This window comes from Actinacidiphila sp. bgisy160, from assembly GCF_057707815.1.
This window is the reverse complement of sequence record NZ_JBYIQW010000010.1, coordinates 58,030-75,213: the sequence shown is the minus strand read 5'-3', so window position 1 is coordinate 75,213 and position 17,184 is coordinate 58,030. Positions and strand designations below refer to the sequence as shown.

Sequence of the window (17,184 nt, the reverse complement as noted above, 5' to 3'; positions counted from 1 at the left end):
TCAGCCCGCGGTCGTGTCGCGTGGGCGTCCGGGAAGCGTGAGGTTGTCGCCGGTGGCCGGGTCGAAGACATGGGCCTGTGCGGTGTCCAGCCACAGCCGCAGGCGTTCGCCCTCGCGGGCCCGGGTCCTGGTGGAGAGCCGGGCGACGACCTCGGGCCCGCCGGCGCCGGTGTCGGCGAGGCCGGAGTCGGCGGCGAGCTCGGCCAGTTGCTCCGCGGCGGCCGCGCCGCCCTCCTGGGCGAGGTGGACGTAGACGTCGGAGCCGAGGGACTCGCGGACGTCGACGGTGGCGGTGAACGTGGCGCCGCCGCGGTCCCGGCCGACGAGCGCGGCGTCCTCGAAGTGCTCGGGCCGGAGGCCCACGACGACCTCGCGCGGCCCGGCGCGGCGGGCCAGGGCGGCGCGGAGGCGGTCGTCGAGGGGCAGCTCGCCGAGCGGGGTGCGCAGTCGGTCCTCCTCCACCACGGCGGGCAGGAAGTTCATCGCAGGCGAGCCGATGAACCCGGCGACGAAGAGGTTGCGCGGGCGGTCGTACAGCTCCTGCGGCGAGCCGCTCTGCTGGACGACCCCGCCGCGCATGACGACGACCCGGTCGCCGAGGGTCATGGCCTCGGTCTGGTCGTGCGTGACGTACACCGTGGTGGTGCCCAGGCGCCGCTGCAGCCGGGCGATCTGGGTGCGCATCTGGACCCGCAGCTTGGCGTCGAGGTTGGACAGCGGCTCGTCCATCAGGAAGGCCTTGGGCTCCCGGACGATGGCGCGGCCCATCGCGACGCGCTGGCGCTGCCCGCCGGAGAGGTTGGCGGGTTTGCGGTCGAGGTGGCCGGTGAGGTCGAGGACCCGGGCGGCCTCCTCGACCTTCTCCTTGATGACGGCCTTGTCCACGTGGGCCAGCCGCAGGGCGAAGCCCATGTTCTGGCGGACGGTCATGTGGGGGTAGAGGGCGTAGCTCTGGAAGACCATGGCGATGTCACGGTCCTTGGGGGCCTTGTCGTTGACCACCCGGCCGCCGATGCGGAGGGTGCCCTCGGTGATGTCCTCCAGCCCGGCGATCATGTTGAGGGTGGTGGACTTGCCGCAGCCGGACGGCCCCACCAGGATCACGAACTCGCCGTCGGCGATGGCGAGGCTGACGTCGCGGACGGCGACTGCGCCGTCGGGGTAGCGCTTGGTGACGCCTTCGAGGGTGATCTCGGCCATGTGCGGTCCTTCAGCCCTTCACTGCGCCGGAGGTCAGCCCGGCCACGATGCGCCGCTGGAACAGCAGCACGAAGACGACGATCGGGACGGTGATGACCACGGCGGCCGCCGCGATCGAGCCGGTGGGCTGCTGGAACTGGGAGCTGCCGGTGAAGAAGGCGATCGCCGCCGGGACGGTGCGCGCGGCGGTGGTGGAGGTCAGCGAGATCGCGAACAGGAAGTCGTTCCAGCAGAAGATGAAGACCAGGATGGCCGTGGTGAACACCCCGGGCGCGGCGAGCGGTGCGATGACCAGCCGGAAGGCCTGGGCGGGGGTGGCCCCGTCGACCTTGGCCGCCTTCTCCAGGTCCCAGGGGATCTCGCGGAAGAACGCCGAGAGCGTGTAGATCGCCAGCGGCAGCGAGAAGGTCATGTACGGGATGATCAGCCCGGCCCAGGTGTCGAACAGCCCGAGGAAGCGCTCGATGTCGAACAGCGGCGACACCAGGGAGATCGGCGGGAACATCGCGATCAGCAGCGAGGTGCCGATCAGCAGGCCCTTGCCGGGGAAGCGCAGCCGGGCCACGGCGTAGGCGGCCATGGTGCCCAGCGTGACGGCGACGACGGTGGAGATCAGGGCGATCCCGATGGAGTTGACCAGCGCGCGGGTGAACTCGGAGGTCGCGAAGATGCCCCGGTAGTTCTCCAGCGTCCAGGCGCGGGGGACGAAGCTGCCGTCGGAGAGCGTGGCGGGGTCCTTGAAGGACAGGGCGACGATCCACCACACCGGGAACAGCGCGTACAGCACCACGACGGTGTTGACCACGCTCCACCGGGCGATCCGCCGCCGCTGCGCCGGGCTCGTGCTCATCGACCGGTGTCCTCCGATCCCGGGGCGGCCGTGCCGAACAGCCGGATGAAGGCGAAGGCGATGACCGCCACGCAGAGGAAGATCAGCACGGAGATCGCCGAGCCGATGCCGAGGTTCAGGGCCGTGAAGAGATTGTCGTAGCCGAGGATCGACACGGAACCGGTGCCGTTGGAGCCCTGGGTGAGCACGTAGATGTTGTCGAAGATCCGGAACGCGTCGAGGGTGCGGAACAGCAGCGCCACCAGGATGGCGGGTTTCATCAGCGGCAGCGTGACCAGCCGGAAGCGCTGCCACCGGCCGGCGCCGTCGACCATGGCCGCGCGCAGGGTCTCCTCGGGCACCAGCGCCAGCCCGGCGAGCAGCAGCAGCGCCATGAAGGGCGTGGTCTTCCAGACCTCGGCCAGGATGATCAGCCCGATGGCCTTCCACTGGTCGGTCAGCGGGGCCTCCCCCGCCGCGTCGACGAGGTAGCCGATTCCGGGGGTCCAGGCGTACTGCCAGGAGAAGGCGGCGACGACGGTCACGATGCCGTACGGCAGCAGGACCGCGGTGCGCACCGCGGAGCGGCCGAGGATCGCCCGGTGCATGACGACGGCCAGGCCCATGCCGAGGGCCAGTTCCACCGCGACGGAGACGACGGTGATCAGGCAGGTCACCCAGAAGGCCTCCCACCAGAAACCGGAGCTCAGGACCGCGGCGTAGTTGTCCAGGCCCACGAAGCGGGCGAGCTGCGGGAAGCGCAGGTCGTAGCGGTGCAGGGACAGGTAGACGGCATAGAGGACGGGGTAGGCGGTCACGGTGAGCATGACGAGCACGGCGGGGGCGCAGAGCAGCAGGCCGAGCCGCCGCTCCTGCCGGGCACCCTCCGAGCGCCGCGTCACGGGACCAGCCCCTTGGACTGCAGGGCGTCCTCGATCTGCTCCCGCAGGTCCCGGATGGACTCGGCCGGCCGGATCGCGGCGGGCGGTGACAGGGTGTGGGACACCGCGATGGACACGTTCTGGTACGCCGGGGTCTGCGGGCGCAGGGCGGCGTTCTCCAGCTCGGCGAGGATGTCCTGGGCGAAGGGATAGCTGCGCTCGATCTCGGGATCGGCGTACAGGGGGCGCAGGGTCGGCGGCAGGCCGCCCCGCAGCGCGGCGGTCCGCTGGTTGTCCCGGTCGCGCAGGCACAGCGCCGCCTCGAAGGCCAGCTCGGGCCGCCGGCTGTAGGAGCCGACGGCGAGGTCGATCCCGCCGATGGTGACCCGCGCGGGGCGGCCGGCGTCGACCCGCGGGTAGCGGGCCCACCGGAAGTGCCGGAACAGCTGTGGGTTGTCGGCCTTCATCGCCGGATACACGAAGGGGTAGTTCAGCTCGAAGGCGGCGCTGCCGGACTCCATGGCCAGCCGGTTCTGGTCCTCCATCTGGTTGGGCAGCGACGGGTCGGCTGCCGGTGAGACGGCCAGGTCCCGCATGACGCCCGCGGCCCGGACCGCGGGCGGGCCGAGCGAGGGCGCGGTCGCTCCGGCGTCGAGGATCGATCCGCCGGCGCTGGCGACGAGCGTGTTGAACCAGACGGTGAGCCCCTCGTACTGGGCGCCCTGGACCTCGATCCGGTGGGGCTTGCCGGCCTTCGCCAGGGCGCGTGCCGCGTCGAGCATCCCGGCCCACGTCGTGGGTGGCTCCGGCACGAGGTCCGCGCGGTACCACAGCAACTGGACGTTGGTGTTGTACGGGACGGCGTAGAGGCGGCCCTTCCACATGGCCGTGCGCAGCGGGGCGGAGAGGGTGTCCCGGACGGCCTCGGCACGCCGGGTGCCCGTCCACGGGCGGATCCAGCCGGCCTCGGCGAATTCCGGGGCCCAGGTGACGTCCAGGCCGAGGATGTCGAGCGCGGGGTCGTGCGCGGCCAGCCGGCGTACGAGCTGCTGCCGTTGGCCGTCGGCCGTCCGGGGGAGTTTGTTGTAGCGGATGACGTAGCGTCCGCCGGAGGCACGGCTGCAGCGGTCGGCCGCCTGCTGCAGCGCGCCGGAGTCGTCGGGGAAGTTGTACCAGTCGAGTGTCGCCCGTCCGGAGGTCCGCGACGCACCGCCGGCGCACGCGACCGCGGCGGCCGCGAGGACGAGGACCGCGGCAAGGGCCCGGGAGCGCCGCACCGCGCACGCCATAGGCACCTCGCTCCCCTGCTCGGACACACTCCGGCCCCAGGCCATGAAGCCCCCGCCGGGGCCGCCGACGGCGTCTCAGAGGCGTGTCGGCGCCGGGTATTCACGCGGTCGGCGCAACCGTCCCCGCTGCCCCGGTGCCGACGTCCCGCCCCCGGGGAGACTGGCAGGGTGCCCGGCGTCCTCCCCGCCCCGCTCGCCGACCTCCTGCGGCGCAACAGCGACCCGATCGTCGTGCAGACGGTGCGCTCCACCGTGGCCGCGGTGCTGTCGTACGCCGTGGCCGTCTGGCTGCTGCCCAACCCCGCGCCCCTGACAGCGCCGCTGACGGCCCTGCTCGTGGTGCAGGTGACGCTCTACACGACGGTGACCACGGGCATCCGACGGGTGGTCAGCGTGGTGGCGGGCGTCCTCATCGCGGTGGGTTTCGCGGAGCTCATCGGGCTGACCTGGTGGAGCCTCGGGCTGATCATTTTGGCGTCGCTGGTGGTCGGTCACTGCATCCGCGTGGACGAGTTCGTGGCCGAGGTCGCGATCAGCGCCATGCTCATCCTGGCCGTCCCCGCCCCCTCCGGTGAGGCGGTGGACCGCATCCTGGAGACCCTGGTCGGAGCGGTCGTCGGGGTGCTGCTGAACGTCGTCGTGCCGCCCCCCGCCTTCGTGGAGCCGGCCGGAGACGCGGTGCGCGAGCTGGCCGAGCACATGCGGGCGCTGATGCTCCGTATGGGCCGGGAGGTGCGTGGCGGCGCCACCGCCGGGCAGGCCCGCTCCTGGCTGATGGACGCACGCCGGCTGGACAACGAGATCGCGCGGTTCGACGCCTCGCTGCGCAGGGCGGAGGAGGGGACCCGGCTCAACCCGCGGGTGAAACCGGCGGAGGGCGCGATGGCCCGGCTCCTGCTGCGCAGCGGGCTGGACACCTTGGAGGTGTCGACCGTGCTGCTGCGGACGCTGTGCCGCTCGCTGACGGAGCTGGACCGCGAGCGCGGTGTCCGGGAGCCGCTGTTCACCGGCGGGCTGGCCGTCGGCGTCGACGAGTTGTTCGCCGACATGGCCGACGCCGTCGACAGTTTCGGCCGGCTGATCGCGGCCCAGGTCACGGAGGGCGCGGACCAGGCGGAGGCCCGGCTGGAGGACGCGCTGCGGCGCGGCCGGGAGGAGCGGGACCGGATCGCGGCGCTGCTGCGGGCGGAGGCGGAACGGCGCTGGGAGAGCTGGGACCTGTACGGGGCGCTGCTGGCCAACATCGACCGACTGCTGGACGAGCTGGACCTCGAGAAGCGCTCGCTGTGGCTTTCGGAACAGCTCGTCGCCGCCGCGCCGCGCCCGCCGACGCTGTCCGGCCGGATACGCCGTCAGGCCCGCTCCGCCGCCGCCCGGCTGCGCCGCAGGTCACCCGGGGGGACCGGTTCCGGGCGGGACGGTCACTGATCATGCGTCATGCTGGAGGGATGGACCTGCTGAACGTGTGCGTCGCCGGGGCGACCGGCTGGACCGGGGAAGCGGTCGCGCGTGCCGTCCTGGAGTCCGCGGACCTGCGGCTGCGGACGGCGGTCGCGCGGTCGGCCGCCGGCGCGGACCTCGGGGCGGTGTGGGGCGGTCCGGAACTCGGGGTGCCGGTCTTCAGCACGGTCGACGACGCGCTGGACGGCGTGGACGTGTTGATCGACTACACCTCGCACACCGCGGTCGGGCGTCACGTGCGCAGCGCCGTGGTCCGGGGGGTCAACGTCGTGGTCGGCTCGTCGGGCCTGTCCGGCACCGACTACGAGGAGATCGCCGCGCTGGCCGAGGAGCACGGGGTCGGTGTCGTGGCCTCGGGGAACTTCTCGCTGACCGCCGCGCTGGCGCAGGCGGCGGCCCGGCTGGCGGCCCGTCACCTGCCGCACTGGGAGATCATCGACTACGCCTCCGCGACCAAGCCCGACGCCCCCAGCGGCACCGCGCGTGAACTCGCCGAACAACTGGCCGCCGTACGGCGGCCCGAGTACGCCGTGGACCCACAGCACACGGCCGGGCACCCCGAGGCCCGCGGCGCGTCGATCGCGGGCACGCAGGTCCACTCGCTGCGGCTGCCGGGCTACACCCTTGCCGTCGAGGCGCAGTTCGGGCTGCCGGACGAGCGTCTGGTGATCCGGCACGAGGCGGGCGCCTCCCCCGCCCCCTACGTCGCGGGGACCCTGCTCGCCGCTCGCGCGGCCGCGGCACACCGGGGTCTGGTGCGCGGTCTCGACGCGCTGTTGCTCAGCGGGGACTGACGTTCCGTAGCTCGTGGCACTGCGTCACTTCCTTGGCCACGTTGTCGCCCGGACGCTCCGCTCGACGGGCGGCCGTTTGCCGCGCGACGTACGACTGGATCGCGGGGCGGCGTCCGCCGCCCGCCACGCGTCCGAAGGAAGGACCCTCATGCGAACCAGTCTGATGCGCCGCAGCGCTCTCGGCGTCGCGACCGGACTTCTTGCAACCAGTCTATTGGCTGCCTCGACCGGCAGCGCCGTCGCCGCGCCGGGCAGTGACGACAGCAGGAACGGCTCCCACAGCAAGGGCAGTGACGACTACGGCGACGACGACAACGGCTACGGCGGCGGGGACAACGGCTACGGCGGCGGGGACAACGGCTACGGCGGCGGGGACAACGGGGACAACGGCTACGGCGACAACGGGGACAACGGCCGCGGCGGCGGGAACGGCCGCGGCGGTGGCGGGGGCAACGGGGACGACGACGGCGGGTACGGCGGCGGAAAGGGCGGCAACGGCCGCGGCGGTGGCGGGGGCGATGGCGGGTACGGCGGCGGGGGGAACGGCCGCGGCGGTGGCGGGGGCAACGGGGACGACGACGGCGGGTACGGCGGCGGCGGGGGCGATGGCGGGTACGGCGGCGGCGGAAAGGGCGGCAACGGCCGTGGCGGCGACGACGAAGACGACTGGGGCGACTACGGCTCCCGGGGTGGCGGCGGCGGCAAGGGCGGCAAGGGCGGGGGCGGCAACAACGACAACGGCGACAAGGCGACGTACAAGGACAAGGACGAGGACCACGGGAAGGGCGACAGCAAGGGAAAGGGCAGCAAGGGCAAGGGCAATAAGGGCAACAACAAGGGCGGCAAGGGGAGCAAGGGCCACGACAAGGGCCACCACAAGAAGCACAAGAAGCACAAGAAGCAGTGCAACGAGCACTTCCGGTTCAACTTCAGCTACCACTACAGCGTGAGCTATGGCTATGGCATCGGGTTCGGCAAGGGCGTCCGCACCCTCGGTCTCGGCAAGAGCCACGGCGGCCACGGAAAGGATGCCCGCTACGACGACCTCGGCTACGGGTTCGGCGACAAGTTCGGCCGCGGCTACGGCGGCCTGTACGACTACGGTCTGCTGAACGTGCTGATCTGACGCGGGGCTGCCGCCGGACACGACGAGGGCCGGGAGGAACGCTGTGTTCCTCCCGGCCCCGCGTATGTGCGGCCCTCCAGCCTCAGTTGAGGTCGGAGGCCTTGATGTAACCGCTGTCGACAAGCAACTTCTTGTAGTTGGACTTGTCGACGCCGACCGGGTCGAGGAGGTACGCCGGCACGATCTTGTTGCCGTTGTCGTTGGTCTGGTTGTCGTTGATCTCGGGCCGCTTGCCGCTGAGGATGTCCTGGGCCATCTTGACCGCGACGGCGGCGAGCTTGCGGGTGTCCTTGTAGACCGTCATCGACTGATCGCCGGCGATGATCTCCTTCACCGATTCGGTCTCGGCGTCCTGACCCGTGACGATCGGCATCGGCTTGGCGCTGGTGCCGTAGCCGGCCTTCTTCAGCGCCTTGATGACACCGCGCGCGATGCCGTCGTTGGGGGACAGGACGGCGTCCACGGTGGAGCCGCCCTTGTAGTGGTCCTTGAGCCGGGTCGACATCGTCTCGGTGGCGATGTCCGCTTCCCACTTGTAGGTGGTGACCTGGCTCAGCCGGGTCTGACCGCTCTTGACGACCAGCTGGCCGTCCCTGAGGTAAGGGGCCAGCGTGTCCATCGCGCCGTTGAAGAAGCCCAGGACGTTGTTGTCGTTGGCGTCGCCGGCGAACACCTCGAGGTTGAAGGGGCCGGCCTGGCCGCCCTTCTTCAGCCCGAGCTCCTTGATGATGTACTCGGCCTGGAGCTCCCCGACCTTGTAGTTGTTGAAGCTCGCGTAGTAGTCGACGTTGCTGGAGCCCAGCAGCAGCCGGTCGTAGGCGATGACCTTGACACCCGCCCGGTTCGCCTTCTGGAGGGCGTCACCCAGCTCGAACCCGTCGACCGCGCCAATGATCAGGAGCTTGTCGCCGCGGTCGATCATGTCCTCGACCTGCTGGACCTGCTTGTCGACGCTGTCCTCGGCGTACTGTTTGTCGGTCTTGTACCCCTGCTCCTTGAACAGCTTTTCCATGTTGTCGCCGTCGGCGATCCACCGGGTCTGCGCCCGGGTGGGGAGGGCGATGCCCACTGTGACTTCGCCACCCTGCCCACCCGAATCGTTGCCGCAGCCGGTGGCCGCGGCCGTCAGGGAGAGCGTGAGGACTGCCAGGGTCACGGTGCGCAGTCTGGCAGTGCCGCCAGCGTGCATGGGACTCAGTTCCTTTCGGGCCGAACAAAAGTGTGCTCTCATCGCCCACCCCCGAGAGCGACAGTGTCCGGGCCCGTCACGGAGGTCCGTGGCAGCCCAGCGATCCGCCGGAGCCCGGTGAACTGCTGATGCGTCAGGCCCGAGGAGTGCTGTGGGAGGACGACGGCAGCACGCCGCGCTCCCGGTGAGGTCCGTGACCACCGGACCTCACCTGGACGGATACCTCGAAGTTGGATCCGGACAATAGCACAGCCGCTCGTATGGACGTTCAGCCGACCGGCACCGCGTTCGGGCTCGCCTGGGTGGAGCTCCCGGGGACCGGCTCGGAGGCGTCGTCGCCCAGGGCGACGATCCGGTTGTCCGCGTCGACGTGCACCACCCGCGGCCGCAGCGCACGGGCCTCGGCGTCGTCGACCTGCGCGTAGCTGATGAGGATGACCAGGTCCCCGGGGTGCACCAGATGGGCGGCGGCACCGTTGATGCCGATCACCCCGGAACCGCGGCGGCCCTCGATGACGTAGGTCTCCAGGCGGGCACCGTTGGTGATGTCCACGATGTGGACCAGCTCGCCGGGCAGCAGGTCGGCGGCGTCCATCAGGTCGGCGTCCACGGTGACGGAACCGACGTAGTGGAGGTCGGCCTCGGTCACGGTCGCACGGTGGATCTTGGACTTGAACATTGTACGCATCATCGAGGCACTCCTGGATATAGGCTCCCTGCCTACGTTTTTGCAGGTCAAGGGCGGTTTCCTTACCCTACAACGAGTCGCATGCCCGGGCAGCATTCCCCAGGTTCTCCAGGATCCACGCTGCCCATTTGCCGACCTTCCTGATGCTTCGCCAGGCAACGGCAGGAGGGCTTCGCCCGCTCCGCCTGACCCACCGCGACAACGGCACAAGCCTACGCAGCACTCACCAATGGCGTCCGTGAGCGCCGTCACTCCGGCGGTCCGGGTGGCAGTCGGGAACGAGGACGGTCGACCGGGAGTCGGGTCGCGTACCGCCATGGATCGGCTGGCACCACACGGTCCTGCAAGCCTCGGCCTCCAGGCAACTCCCACCGAGATCACCGTCCATCGTGCCGGACGCGACCGCTCCCTGCCCGTGGGCCTGCCACGGGCAGGAAATCACCGTCCTGGACTGCGAATGACCGCCGACAACGAGGCCGGGTCAGCGGCTCTCGGGGGCGGCGATCTGCCGCTTGAGGATCTTGCCGGTGGGCCCCTTGGGCAGAGCGTCGACGAACCAGACCTCGCGCGGGTACTTGTAGGCCGCCACCCGTTCGCGGACGAACTCCCGCAACTCGTCCGCGTCCGCCACGGCGCCCGGGCGCAGGGCGACCGCCGCGGCCACCTCCTCGCCGAGGGAAGGCCGCGCGACGCCGATCACCGCGGCCTCGGCCACCGCGGGGTGCTCGTACAGCACCTCCTCGATCTCGCGCGGGTAGACGTTGTAGCCGCCGCGGATGATGAGGTCCTTCTTGCGGTCGACGATGTAGTAGTAGCCGTCCTCGTCGACGCGGGCCAGGTCGCCGGTGCGCAGCCAGCCGTCGACGATGGTCTCGGCGGTCGCCTCGGGACGGTTCCAGTAGCCGGCCATCACATTGTGGCCCCGGACGCAGAGCTCGCCGACACCGTCCTGCGGGTCGAAAAGACGCATCTCGACGCCCTCGACGGGTGTGCCGACGGAGCCGGGCTTGCGGGGCCGGCCGGGGTGGTTGAAGGAGGCGATCGGGGAGGTCTCGGACATGCCGAAGCCCTCCAGGATCGGACATCCGAAGGCGGCCTCGAAGGCGTGCAGCACCTCGACCGGGAGGGAGGCGGCGCCGGAGACGCACATGCGCAGCGAGCTCGTGTCGCGCTGCTCCGTACTGCGCTCGTGTTCGGCCAGTATGGCGGCGTACATGGTGGGCACGCCCTCGAAGACGGTGACGCCGCGCTCGTCGATGGTGCGCAGTGCCTCACCCGGGTCGAAGCGGGCGAGCAGGGTGAGTCGGGCACCCACCGCCACGGCGGCGTTCATGGCGCAGGACTGTCCGAAGGCGTGGAAGAGAGGCAGGCAGCCCATCACCACGTCGTCGGGGGTGAGCCGGAGCAGGGCGCGCCCGCCGATCTCGGCGTTGCGGGCCAGCCCGGCGTGGGTGAGCATGGCGCCCTTGGGCGTGCCCGTGGTGCCGGATGTGTAGAGGATGACGGCGAGGTCGTCGTCCTTCCGCGGGACGGCCGCTGCCGGGTCCGGGTGCCCGGCCAGCAGCGTCTCCAGCCCACCGGGCACGATCGGCACCACCGGGGTACCGGTGTCGTCGGCGCCGGCCCGGGCCTGGTCGGCGACGCCTTCCCAGGCCAGGAGCAGCGCCATGCCGGAGTCGCTCACCTGGTGGGCGATCTCACGCGGCTTGAGCAGGGGGTTCATCGGCACCACGACGGCACCGGCGCCCAGTACGCCGTAGTAGAGGGCGGGGAACTCGGGCAGGTTGGGCAGCATCAGGCCGACCCGGTCACCGGGGCCGACCCCATGAGCGGCGAGGAGTGCGGTGGTACGACCGGCAAGGGTGGCCAGCTCGGCGAAGCTCAGTCCCTGGTCGCCGAGTTCGACGGCACGGCGGTGGCCGTGCTCGGCGGCGGCGCGGACGAGGAAGTCGTTGAGGTTCATGAGAGGATCGGTTTCTGGTCAGCCGCGGAGTGCGGAGGCGAACACGGCGGGCAGTTGGCTGACGCCGGGTGCGGTGGTGAAGCCGGTGACGCGTTGCAGGGTGGTGCGCCCGGTGCGGTTGGTGACGAAGTACGGGGGGCGGGGCGAGAGCGACGGCGAGCCGGTGAACAGGCCACGCGGGGCGGGCGCGAAGGGCGCGCGCACCACGGTCTTCTCGACGTCCTCGAGCATGAAGGCGTTGTTGACGAAGCCGATGCCGCTGCCGACCGCCTGCCGGGTGTTGCCCGGGTAGGCGCCCCAGGGCGTGTAGCCGAGCAGGAAGCCTACGGCGGACCAGCAGTTGACGCCCAGGGTGCCGTAGCGCAGCTCGGCGATGGCCGCCTCCACCGCGGCCCGGTGGGCCCGCTCGGTGGCCGGGTGGACGATCAGGGTCGCGCCGAGGGTGCCCGGCAGGGTGCCGTTGGCGAAGTCGACGGCGTTGCCCAGGAACTCGGCCGGCGTCTCGCCGGACAGGCGCACCACGCCGAGGGCGCTGGCGAACACCTCACCGCTGAGCAGCACGTCATCGTGGTCGGCGATGTCCGGCACCAGCAGCCGACCGCCGTCGCCGTAGCTCTCGGCGTCCGGATGTGCCGCGCGGACCGCGGCCAGCCGCCGGTCGGCGCCCGGGTAGTAGTCGCTGCGGGCCGGCAGGGTGCGCAGCACCTCGCGGATCTCGTCGAGCAGCCGCTCGGTGCCGTCCCAGGCGCGGGGCAGCACCAGCACCTGGCTGGCGATGCAGTTGTGGCCGGAGTTGTTCATCTTGCTGGTGACGATGTGCTCGGCCTGGAAGCGGAAGTCCGCCGCGCTCCACTGCCCCGGCACCACGATGCACGGGCTGACTCCGCCCAGCTCGCTGGTGAACGGCTTGTCGACCAACGGCCGGTCGTCGCGGCGGCGCTGCTCGGACTGGTCGTCGGTGCCCCACAAGATGGCGTCGTGGGTGCGCTCGCTGCCGGTGACGTGGATGGAGTCCACGCCGTCGTGGGTGGTGAGGTACGCGCCCTCGGCAGGGCCGCCGTCGACGAACCGCAGCCAGCCGCGCTCGGCGAACTCGGCGAAGATGCGCTCGAAGTGGGGCCTCAGATAGGCGTTGACCGGGTTCATCTTGGCGACGACGACCTGGCCCTCGGCGTACAGCTTGTGCAGGATGTCCACGGCGGTCATGGCGGCGACGTTGCCCGCGCCGAGCACCAGCGCCACCCCGGCCGGCTCCGGGCGGCCGCGGTGCAGTGCGGCCGCCCGGTGGCGCACCTGCTCGGCGGTGGTGCCCGCCCCCATCCGGACCTGGGCCGAGTAGCCACTGAGCAGCAGCCGGTCCCAACCGGTGGCGGGGAAGACGTCCACCCGGGTACGGCCGCCGTGTTCGTGGACGGCCCGCGCGGGTAGCGGGTCCTGGCCGGCGGCGATCCGCCGCAGTACGTGGAGGCGTGCGCTGACGTTCTGAGCCAGCGCCCATGGGCCGCCCGCCCAGTCCTCGGCGGCCCAGGGAGAGTCAGGGCTGTACCCCTTGGCGGCGGCGCCGGCCGCGGCCAGCCCGGCCGCGGCGGCGCGGATCCGCGGCATCAGCCGCTCCAGCAGGCCGATCCGTTCGGCGAGCGGTGCCGCGGCCCATGAGGCGGCGTTCTCCCGCAGTTCGTGCAGGGCGCGGTCGAAGGCGGCGGCGTCGAGGGGGGTGCTGTTCACGTCACTCCTTGGGTGGCGAACAGAGGGAACGGAGTGCGTCATGCGGCCAGGCGGCGTGCGTCGCGGGCCGGGTCGATCAGGGTGACGGCAGCGGTGCCGCCGAGCAGCAGGAGCGCGCCCACGAGCAGGACGGCGTGCCGGTAGCCGGCCGGGCCCTGGGTGTCGACGAGGTGCCCGGTCAGGACGGGGGCCACCAGGCCGGCCGTCGTGACCACGGCGGTCATCAGGCCCAGGGCGCCCCCGCGGCGCCGGCCGGGGACGAGTTCGGCCACCGAGGTCACCGCCACACTCACCATGAGTCCGGGCAGTCCGAACCCGGCGAGCAGGAGCACGACGGCGAATGCGCCGCCCGCCAGTTGGGACAGGCCGAGACAGCACAGGGCACAGGCGATCAGCGTGATGCCGCCGACGCGGGCGCGGGCCCAGCGGCTGCTCACGCCGCGGCGCAGCAGCCATCCGGTCAGTCCGGCCTGGCCCAGCATGGCGACGCCGTTGACGGCCCAGAGCCCGGCGACCAGGTTCGCCGCGGTGGTGTCCGAATAGCCCAGCCCGTCGCGCAGGTAGGAGGGCACCCACACCAGCGCCAGCGCGGTCAGCCAGTAGGTGCTGAAGAAGGCGACCGTGCTGCCGATCCAGCTACCGGTGCGGAGGATGCGCAGGTAGGGGGCATCGGGGGCGGGGCTCGGGCCGCCGTCCTCCGTACCGGCATGCGCGGGGGTGTCCGCCGCGTGGCCGCCGTCCCGTCCGAGGACGACCCAGATCGCGGCCCAGACCACGCCCACTGCCGCGACCACGCCGAAGGCGGAGCGCCAGCCGTGCTGGTGGATCACCCAGGTCAGCCCGGGGGCCGCCACCACGACGCCCAGGGTGGTGCCGACGGTGATCAGGGAGCCGGGCAGGTTGCGCTTGCGGTCGGGGAACCAGGACAGGGCGCTGTGCTGGGCGACGGGGAAAGCCGGCCCCTCCGCGGCCCCGAGGAGGATCCGGGAGGCGACCAGCACGGCCACTCCGCCGCCCAGTGCCATGGGCAGCTGGGCGACCGACCACAGCAGCGCCATCCCCAGCAGCAGCCACCGCGGCCGTACCCGGTCCGCCAGCAGCCCGATCGCGGCGCCGCAGACGGAGAACAGCAGGAAGAACGCGCCGTTGGCCAGTCCGAAGGACGTCGCCGACAGGTAGAGGTCACGGCGGATCGAGTCGGCCGCGAGTCCCATGACCGACTTGTCGGCGAAATTGATCATCATGAAGACCACGAGCAACCCGGTGACGATCCACGCCCGTCGCCTGGAGTGGGGTGCCGCTGGGGAGGGGTCGGCGGTTCTGACGGGGACGACGTCGTTGTCGGTCACGATGGCTCCGGGAAGTCGGCTGTTGCGGACAGGGATCGAACGGGGCTCGGGGGGCGGGACGCCGGCGATCGCGATGCGCTCCACGACGCGCCGCTGCGGGTGGTGACGGCTGATGGCGTAGCGCTGGACGGCGATGTCGTCCCGGATGACGGTGGGGTCGGGCGGCCGGCGGAAGCGGACCTGGGACTCGGGAACGCGGGCTTGCGGGCCTGCGGGCCGGGCTCGTGCAGCAGCTCCCGGCACTCCCCGTCGGACAGCCCCACGGTGCTGGGTGATGAACGGCTGCGGTGTGCGTCCCCGCAGCACGCCGATCACCGGGACTACTGCACGGACACCATGGCCTGTGCCTCACCCGCCGGGTCCTCGCAGAGGTCGTCGCCGGCCTCCAGGACGACGTTCTCGATCCGCCCGCTGAACCGGCCGCCCGGGGTGCCGTAGTCGGTCACGGGTACGCCGTTGTCCTCGCCGACATCCAGCCAGTCGGTGGCGTGGTAGATGAACGGAACGGTGTGGTTCAGCCGCACCGACCCGGCCGGCTTGCCGTCGACGAACAGCTGACCAAGGCCTCCCTTGCCCACGCCGCCGCCGTCGTACGTGAAGCGGTAGCGCAGGGTGTGCCTGCCGGGGCCCAGTGGCTCGGGCGCGCTGATGTCGTAGTGCTCGCGGTCCACCCAGCTGTAGTGGAACGCCGGGGCGCCCTCGCGCAGGAACAGGGCCCAGCCGGCGAACCGGCCGCCTTGTGCGACCACCGCGCCGCGCGCCGGCTCGTCGCCGACCTCGATCTGCGCGGTCACCGTCCAGGACCGGTTCTTGGTGTCCGGCAGCACGCTCTCGTTGAGATGGCGCATTCCCGGGTAGAGGGTGACCGAGCGGCCGTTGCCGAGCCGCGGGCGGCCCACCAACTCGCTGTCCATCCGCACCACCTTGCGGTCGTCCAGCGGGAAGACGTCGTACTTGGCGGCCTCGATCAGGAACAGGTCCTGCAGCTTGCGCAACCGCTCCGGCTGCTCGGCCGCGAGGTCGAGGCACTGCGCGTGGTCGTCCGGCGCGTACAGCTCCCACACGTCCTCGGCGAACGGCCCCGGCCTGCCGGCGAGTTCCCACGGCACCTCGTGCTTGGTGCACGCCGACCAGCCGTTGTGGTAAATGCCGCGGTTGCCGAAGATCTCGAAATACTGGGTGGTGTGCCGCTCCGGGGCGTCCGCCTCGTCGAAGGCGTAGGCCATGGAGACGCCTTCCATGGGCTTCTGGGACACGCCGTTGACCGAGGTGGGCTCGGGGATGCCGGCGAGTTCGAGGATGGTCGGCGCCACATCGTTCATGTGGGTGAACTGGTGGCGGACCTCGCCGCGGGCCCGGATGCCGGCCGGCCAGTGCACGATGGTGCCGACCCGGGTACCGCCCCAGTGGGAGGCCATCTGCTTCGTCCACTGGAACGGGGCGTTCATGGCGTGGGCCCAGGCCACCGGGTACTGGGCCAGCGTGTCGGGGCCGCCCAGCTCGTCTACGCGCGCGAGCATCTCGGGGACGGTCTCCTTGACCCCGTTGTAGGACGCGTACTCGTTGATGCACCCGTGCGGGCCGGCCTCGGCGCTGGCGCCGTTGTCGCCCATGATGTACAGGATGATCGTGTCGTCGAGGACGCCCATCTTCTCGAGCGCGTCCACGACCCGCCCGACCTGCTCGTCGGTATGGGTGGCGAAGCCCGCGTAGCTCTCCATCATCCGTGCGTACAGCCGGCGGGCGTCCTCCGGCTGGTCCTCCCAGGCGCCGATCTCCGCCGGGCGCGGGCTGAGCTCGGTGTGCTGCGGGACGATCCCCAGCTCCTTCTGCCGGGCAAGGGTCCGCTCCCGCTGGTCGTCCCAGCCGTGGTCGAACTCGCCGCGGTAGGCGTCGATGGACTCCCGGGGCGCCTGCAGTGGCGCGTGGCAGGCACCGAAGGACAGATAGCTGAAGAACGGCTGGTCCGGACTGAGCGCCTGCTGCTCGCGGAGGTCGGCGATCAGCCGGTCGACCAGGTCCTCGCTCAGGTGGTAGCCGGGCCGGTCCGGGGTGGGGATGGGGCTGGTGCCCTCGAAGAGGGTGGGGCGCCACTGGTCGGTCTCGGCGCCCATGAATCCGTAGAAGCGCTCGAAGCCCTCACCGGTCGGCCAGCGGTCGAACGGGCCGGTCCGGCTGGTCTCCCAGGTCGGCGTCTGATGCCACTTGCCGAAGCAGGACGTGTTGTAGCCGTTCATCCGCAGGATCTCCGGCAGCGTCGCGCAGGACGCCGGGCGCGAGGAGGTGTAGCCGGGCTGGCTGGTGGCGATCTCGGTGATGCCGCCGGCTCCCACCGTGTGGTGGTTGCGGCCCGAGAGCAGGCTGGCGCGGCTCGGCGAGCACATCGCGGTGGTGTGGAAGCGCGCCAGGCGCAGGCCGTTCTCGGCGAGCCGGTCGGCCACAGGCATCCGGCAGGGGCCACCGAACGAGGACGAGGCTCCGTAACCCATGTCGTCGATGAGGATCAGGAGCACGTTGGGTGCGCCCTTCGGCGGTCGCAACCTGGTGACGGGCTCGGGCCTCCCGGCATCGCGCACGTCCATCGGCGTGGCCATCGGCCGCCTCGGCTCGTTGATGGGGAGTGTGGCGCGGTAGGCCGGATTGACCACGGGATGGTTCCTTTCCGAGTGCTGGGTGGCACGAATCACAAG

13 protein-coding genes are annotated in these 17,184 nt (G+C 71.4%); 3 read left to right on the top strand and 10 right to left on the bottom strand.

What is annotated here, in order from left to right:
• The 4 genes from AC3EUJ_RS11760 to AC3EUJ_RS11745 are packed head-to-tail and all read right to left on the bottom strand — an operon-like array spanning window position 1 to window position 4,199.
• On the bottom strand, window positions 1-1,200 hold the full coding sequence (locus AC3EUJ_RS11760) for an ABC transporter ATP-binding protein (protein WP_431961034.1): 1,200 nt from the start codon (window positions 1,198-1,200) through the stop codon (window positions 1-3).
• A gap of 10 nt (window positions 1,201-1,210) precedes the next feature.
• The gene (locus tag AC3EUJ_RS11755) at window positions 1,211-2,050 is read right to left on the bottom strand and encodes a carbohydrate ABC transporter permease (protein ID WP_431961033.1); all 840 of its coding nucleotides are present in this window, start codon (window positions 2,048-2,050) and stop codon (window positions 1,211-1,213) included.
• The gene (locus AC3EUJ_RS11750; protein WP_431961032.1) at window positions 2,047-2,931 is read right to left on the bottom strand and encodes a carbohydrate ABC transporter permease; all 885 of its coding nucleotides are present in this window, start codon (window positions 2,929-2,931) and stop codon (window positions 2,047-2,049) included. The genes AC3EUJ_RS11755 and AC3EUJ_RS11750 overlap by 4 nt, the downstream gene beginning before the upstream one ends.
• The gene (locus tag AC3EUJ_RS11745) at window positions 2,928-4,199 is read right to left on the bottom strand and encodes an ABC transporter substrate-binding protein (RefSeq protein WP_431961031.1); all 1,272 of its coding nucleotides are present in this window, start codon (window positions 4,197-4,199) and stop codon (window positions 2,928-2,930) included. The genes AC3EUJ_RS11750 and AC3EUJ_RS11745 overlap by 4 nt, the downstream gene beginning before the upstream one ends.
• A gap of 168 nt (window positions 4,200-4,367) precedes the next feature.
• Between AC3EUJ_RS11745 and AC3EUJ_RS11740 the strand changes: the two genes are divergently transcribed.
• The 3 genes from AC3EUJ_RS11740 (at window position 4,368) to AC3EUJ_RS11730 (ending at window position 7,580) form a co-directional block, all read left to right on the top strand.
• Window positions 4,368-5,627, top strand: a complete 1,260-nt coding sequence (locus AC3EUJ_RS11740; RefSeq protein WP_431961029.1) for an FUSC family protein — start codon at window positions 4,368-4,370, stop codon at window positions 5,625-5,627.
• Between the two features lie 20 nt (window positions 5,628-5,647).
• Complete coding sequence (gene dapB / locus AC3EUJ_RS11735) at window positions 5,648-6,454, top strand: 4-hydroxy-tetrahydrodipicolinate reductase (RefSeq protein WP_431961028.1); 807 nt, start codon at window positions 5,648-5,650, stop codon at window positions 6,452-6,454.
• A 148-nt stretch (window positions 6,455-6,602) separates the two neighbouring features.
• On the top strand, window positions 6,603-7,580 hold the full coding sequence (locus AC3EUJ_RS11730; RefSeq protein WP_431961027.1) for a hypothetical protein: 978 nt from the start codon (window positions 6,603-6,605) through the stop codon (window positions 7,578-7,580).
• Window positions 7,581-7,662: 82 nt separating this feature from the next.
• On the opposite strand, the gene chvE is transcribed toward AC3EUJ_RS11730, so the two are convergent.
• From chvE to AC3EUJ_RS11700, 6 genes are all read right to left on the bottom strand, one after another.
• Window positions 7,663-8,769, bottom strand: a complete 1,107-nt coding sequence (chvE, locus tag AC3EUJ_RS11725) for a multiple monosaccharide ABC transporter substrate-binding protein (protein ID WP_431961026.1) — start codon at window positions 8,767-8,769, stop codon at window positions 7,663-7,665.
• Window positions 8,770-9,037: 268 nt separating this feature from the next.
• Window positions 9,038-9,460, bottom strand: a complete 423-nt coding sequence (panD, locus tag AC3EUJ_RS11720) for an aspartate 1-decarboxylase (protein ID WP_431961025.1) — start codon at window positions 9,458-9,460, stop codon at window positions 9,038-9,040.
• Between the two features lie 478 nt (window positions 9,461-9,938).
• Complete coding sequence (locus tag AC3EUJ_RS11715) at window positions 9,939-11,420, bottom strand: long-chain-fatty-acid--CoA ligase (RefSeq protein WP_431961024.1); 1,482 nt, start codon at window positions 11,418-11,420, stop codon at window positions 9,939-9,941.
• Window positions 11,421-11,438: 18 nt separating this feature from the next.
• Window positions 11,439-13,145 (bottom strand): aldehyde dehydrogenase family protein, encoded by a 1,707-nt coding sequence (locus AC3EUJ_RS11710; RefSeq protein WP_431961023.1) that lies wholly within the window; start codon window positions 13,143-13,145, stop codon window positions 11,439-11,441.
• Between the two features lie 38 nt (window positions 13,146-13,183).
• Entirely contained in the window at window positions 13,184-14,737 is a 1,554-nt protein-coding gene (locus AC3EUJ_RS11705) for an MFS transporter (RefSeq protein ID WP_431961022.1), read from the bottom strand.
• A gap of 77 nt (window positions 14,738-14,814) precedes the next feature.
• Window positions 14,815-17,142, bottom strand: a complete 2,328-nt coding sequence (locus AC3EUJ_RS11700) for an arylsulfatase (RefSeq protein WP_431961021.1) — start codon at window positions 17,140-17,142, stop codon at window positions 14,815-14,817.
• Between the last annotated feature and the right edge of the window lie 42 nt (window positions 17,143-17,184).

Coding starts and splice junctions, on each gene's coding strand:
- AC3EUJ_RS11730 (WP_431961027.1), top strand. CDS start 6,603: ATGCGAACCAGTCTGATGCGCCGCAGCGCTCTCGGCGTCGCGACCGGA.
- AC3EUJ_RS11755 (WP_431961033.1), bottom strand. CDS start 2,050: ATGAGCACGAGCCCGGCGCAGCGGCGGCGGATCGCCCGGTGGAGCGTG.
- panD (WP_431961025.1), bottom strand. CDS start 9,460: ATGATGCGTACAATGTTCAAGTCCAAGATCCACCGTGCGACCGTGACC.
- AC3EUJ_RS11715 (WP_431961024.1), bottom strand. CDS start 11,420: ATGAACCTCAACGACTTCCTCGTCCGCGCCGCCGCCGAGCACGGCCAC.
- AC3EUJ_RS11760 (WP_431961034.1), bottom strand. CDS start 1,200: ATGGCCGAGATCACCCTCGAAGGCGTCACCAAGCGCTACCCCGACGGC.
- chvE (WP_431961026.1), bottom strand. CDS start 8,769: ATGCACGCTGGCGGCACTGCCAGACTGCGCACCGTGACCCTGGCAGTC.
- AC3EUJ_RS11745 (WP_431961031.1), bottom strand. CDS start 4,199: ATGGCGTGCGCGGTGCGGCGCTCCCGGGCCCTTGCCGCGGTCCTCGTC.
- dapB (WP_431961028.1), top strand. CDS start 5,648: ATGGACCTGCTGAACGTGTGCGTCGCCGGGGCGACCGGCTGGACCGGG.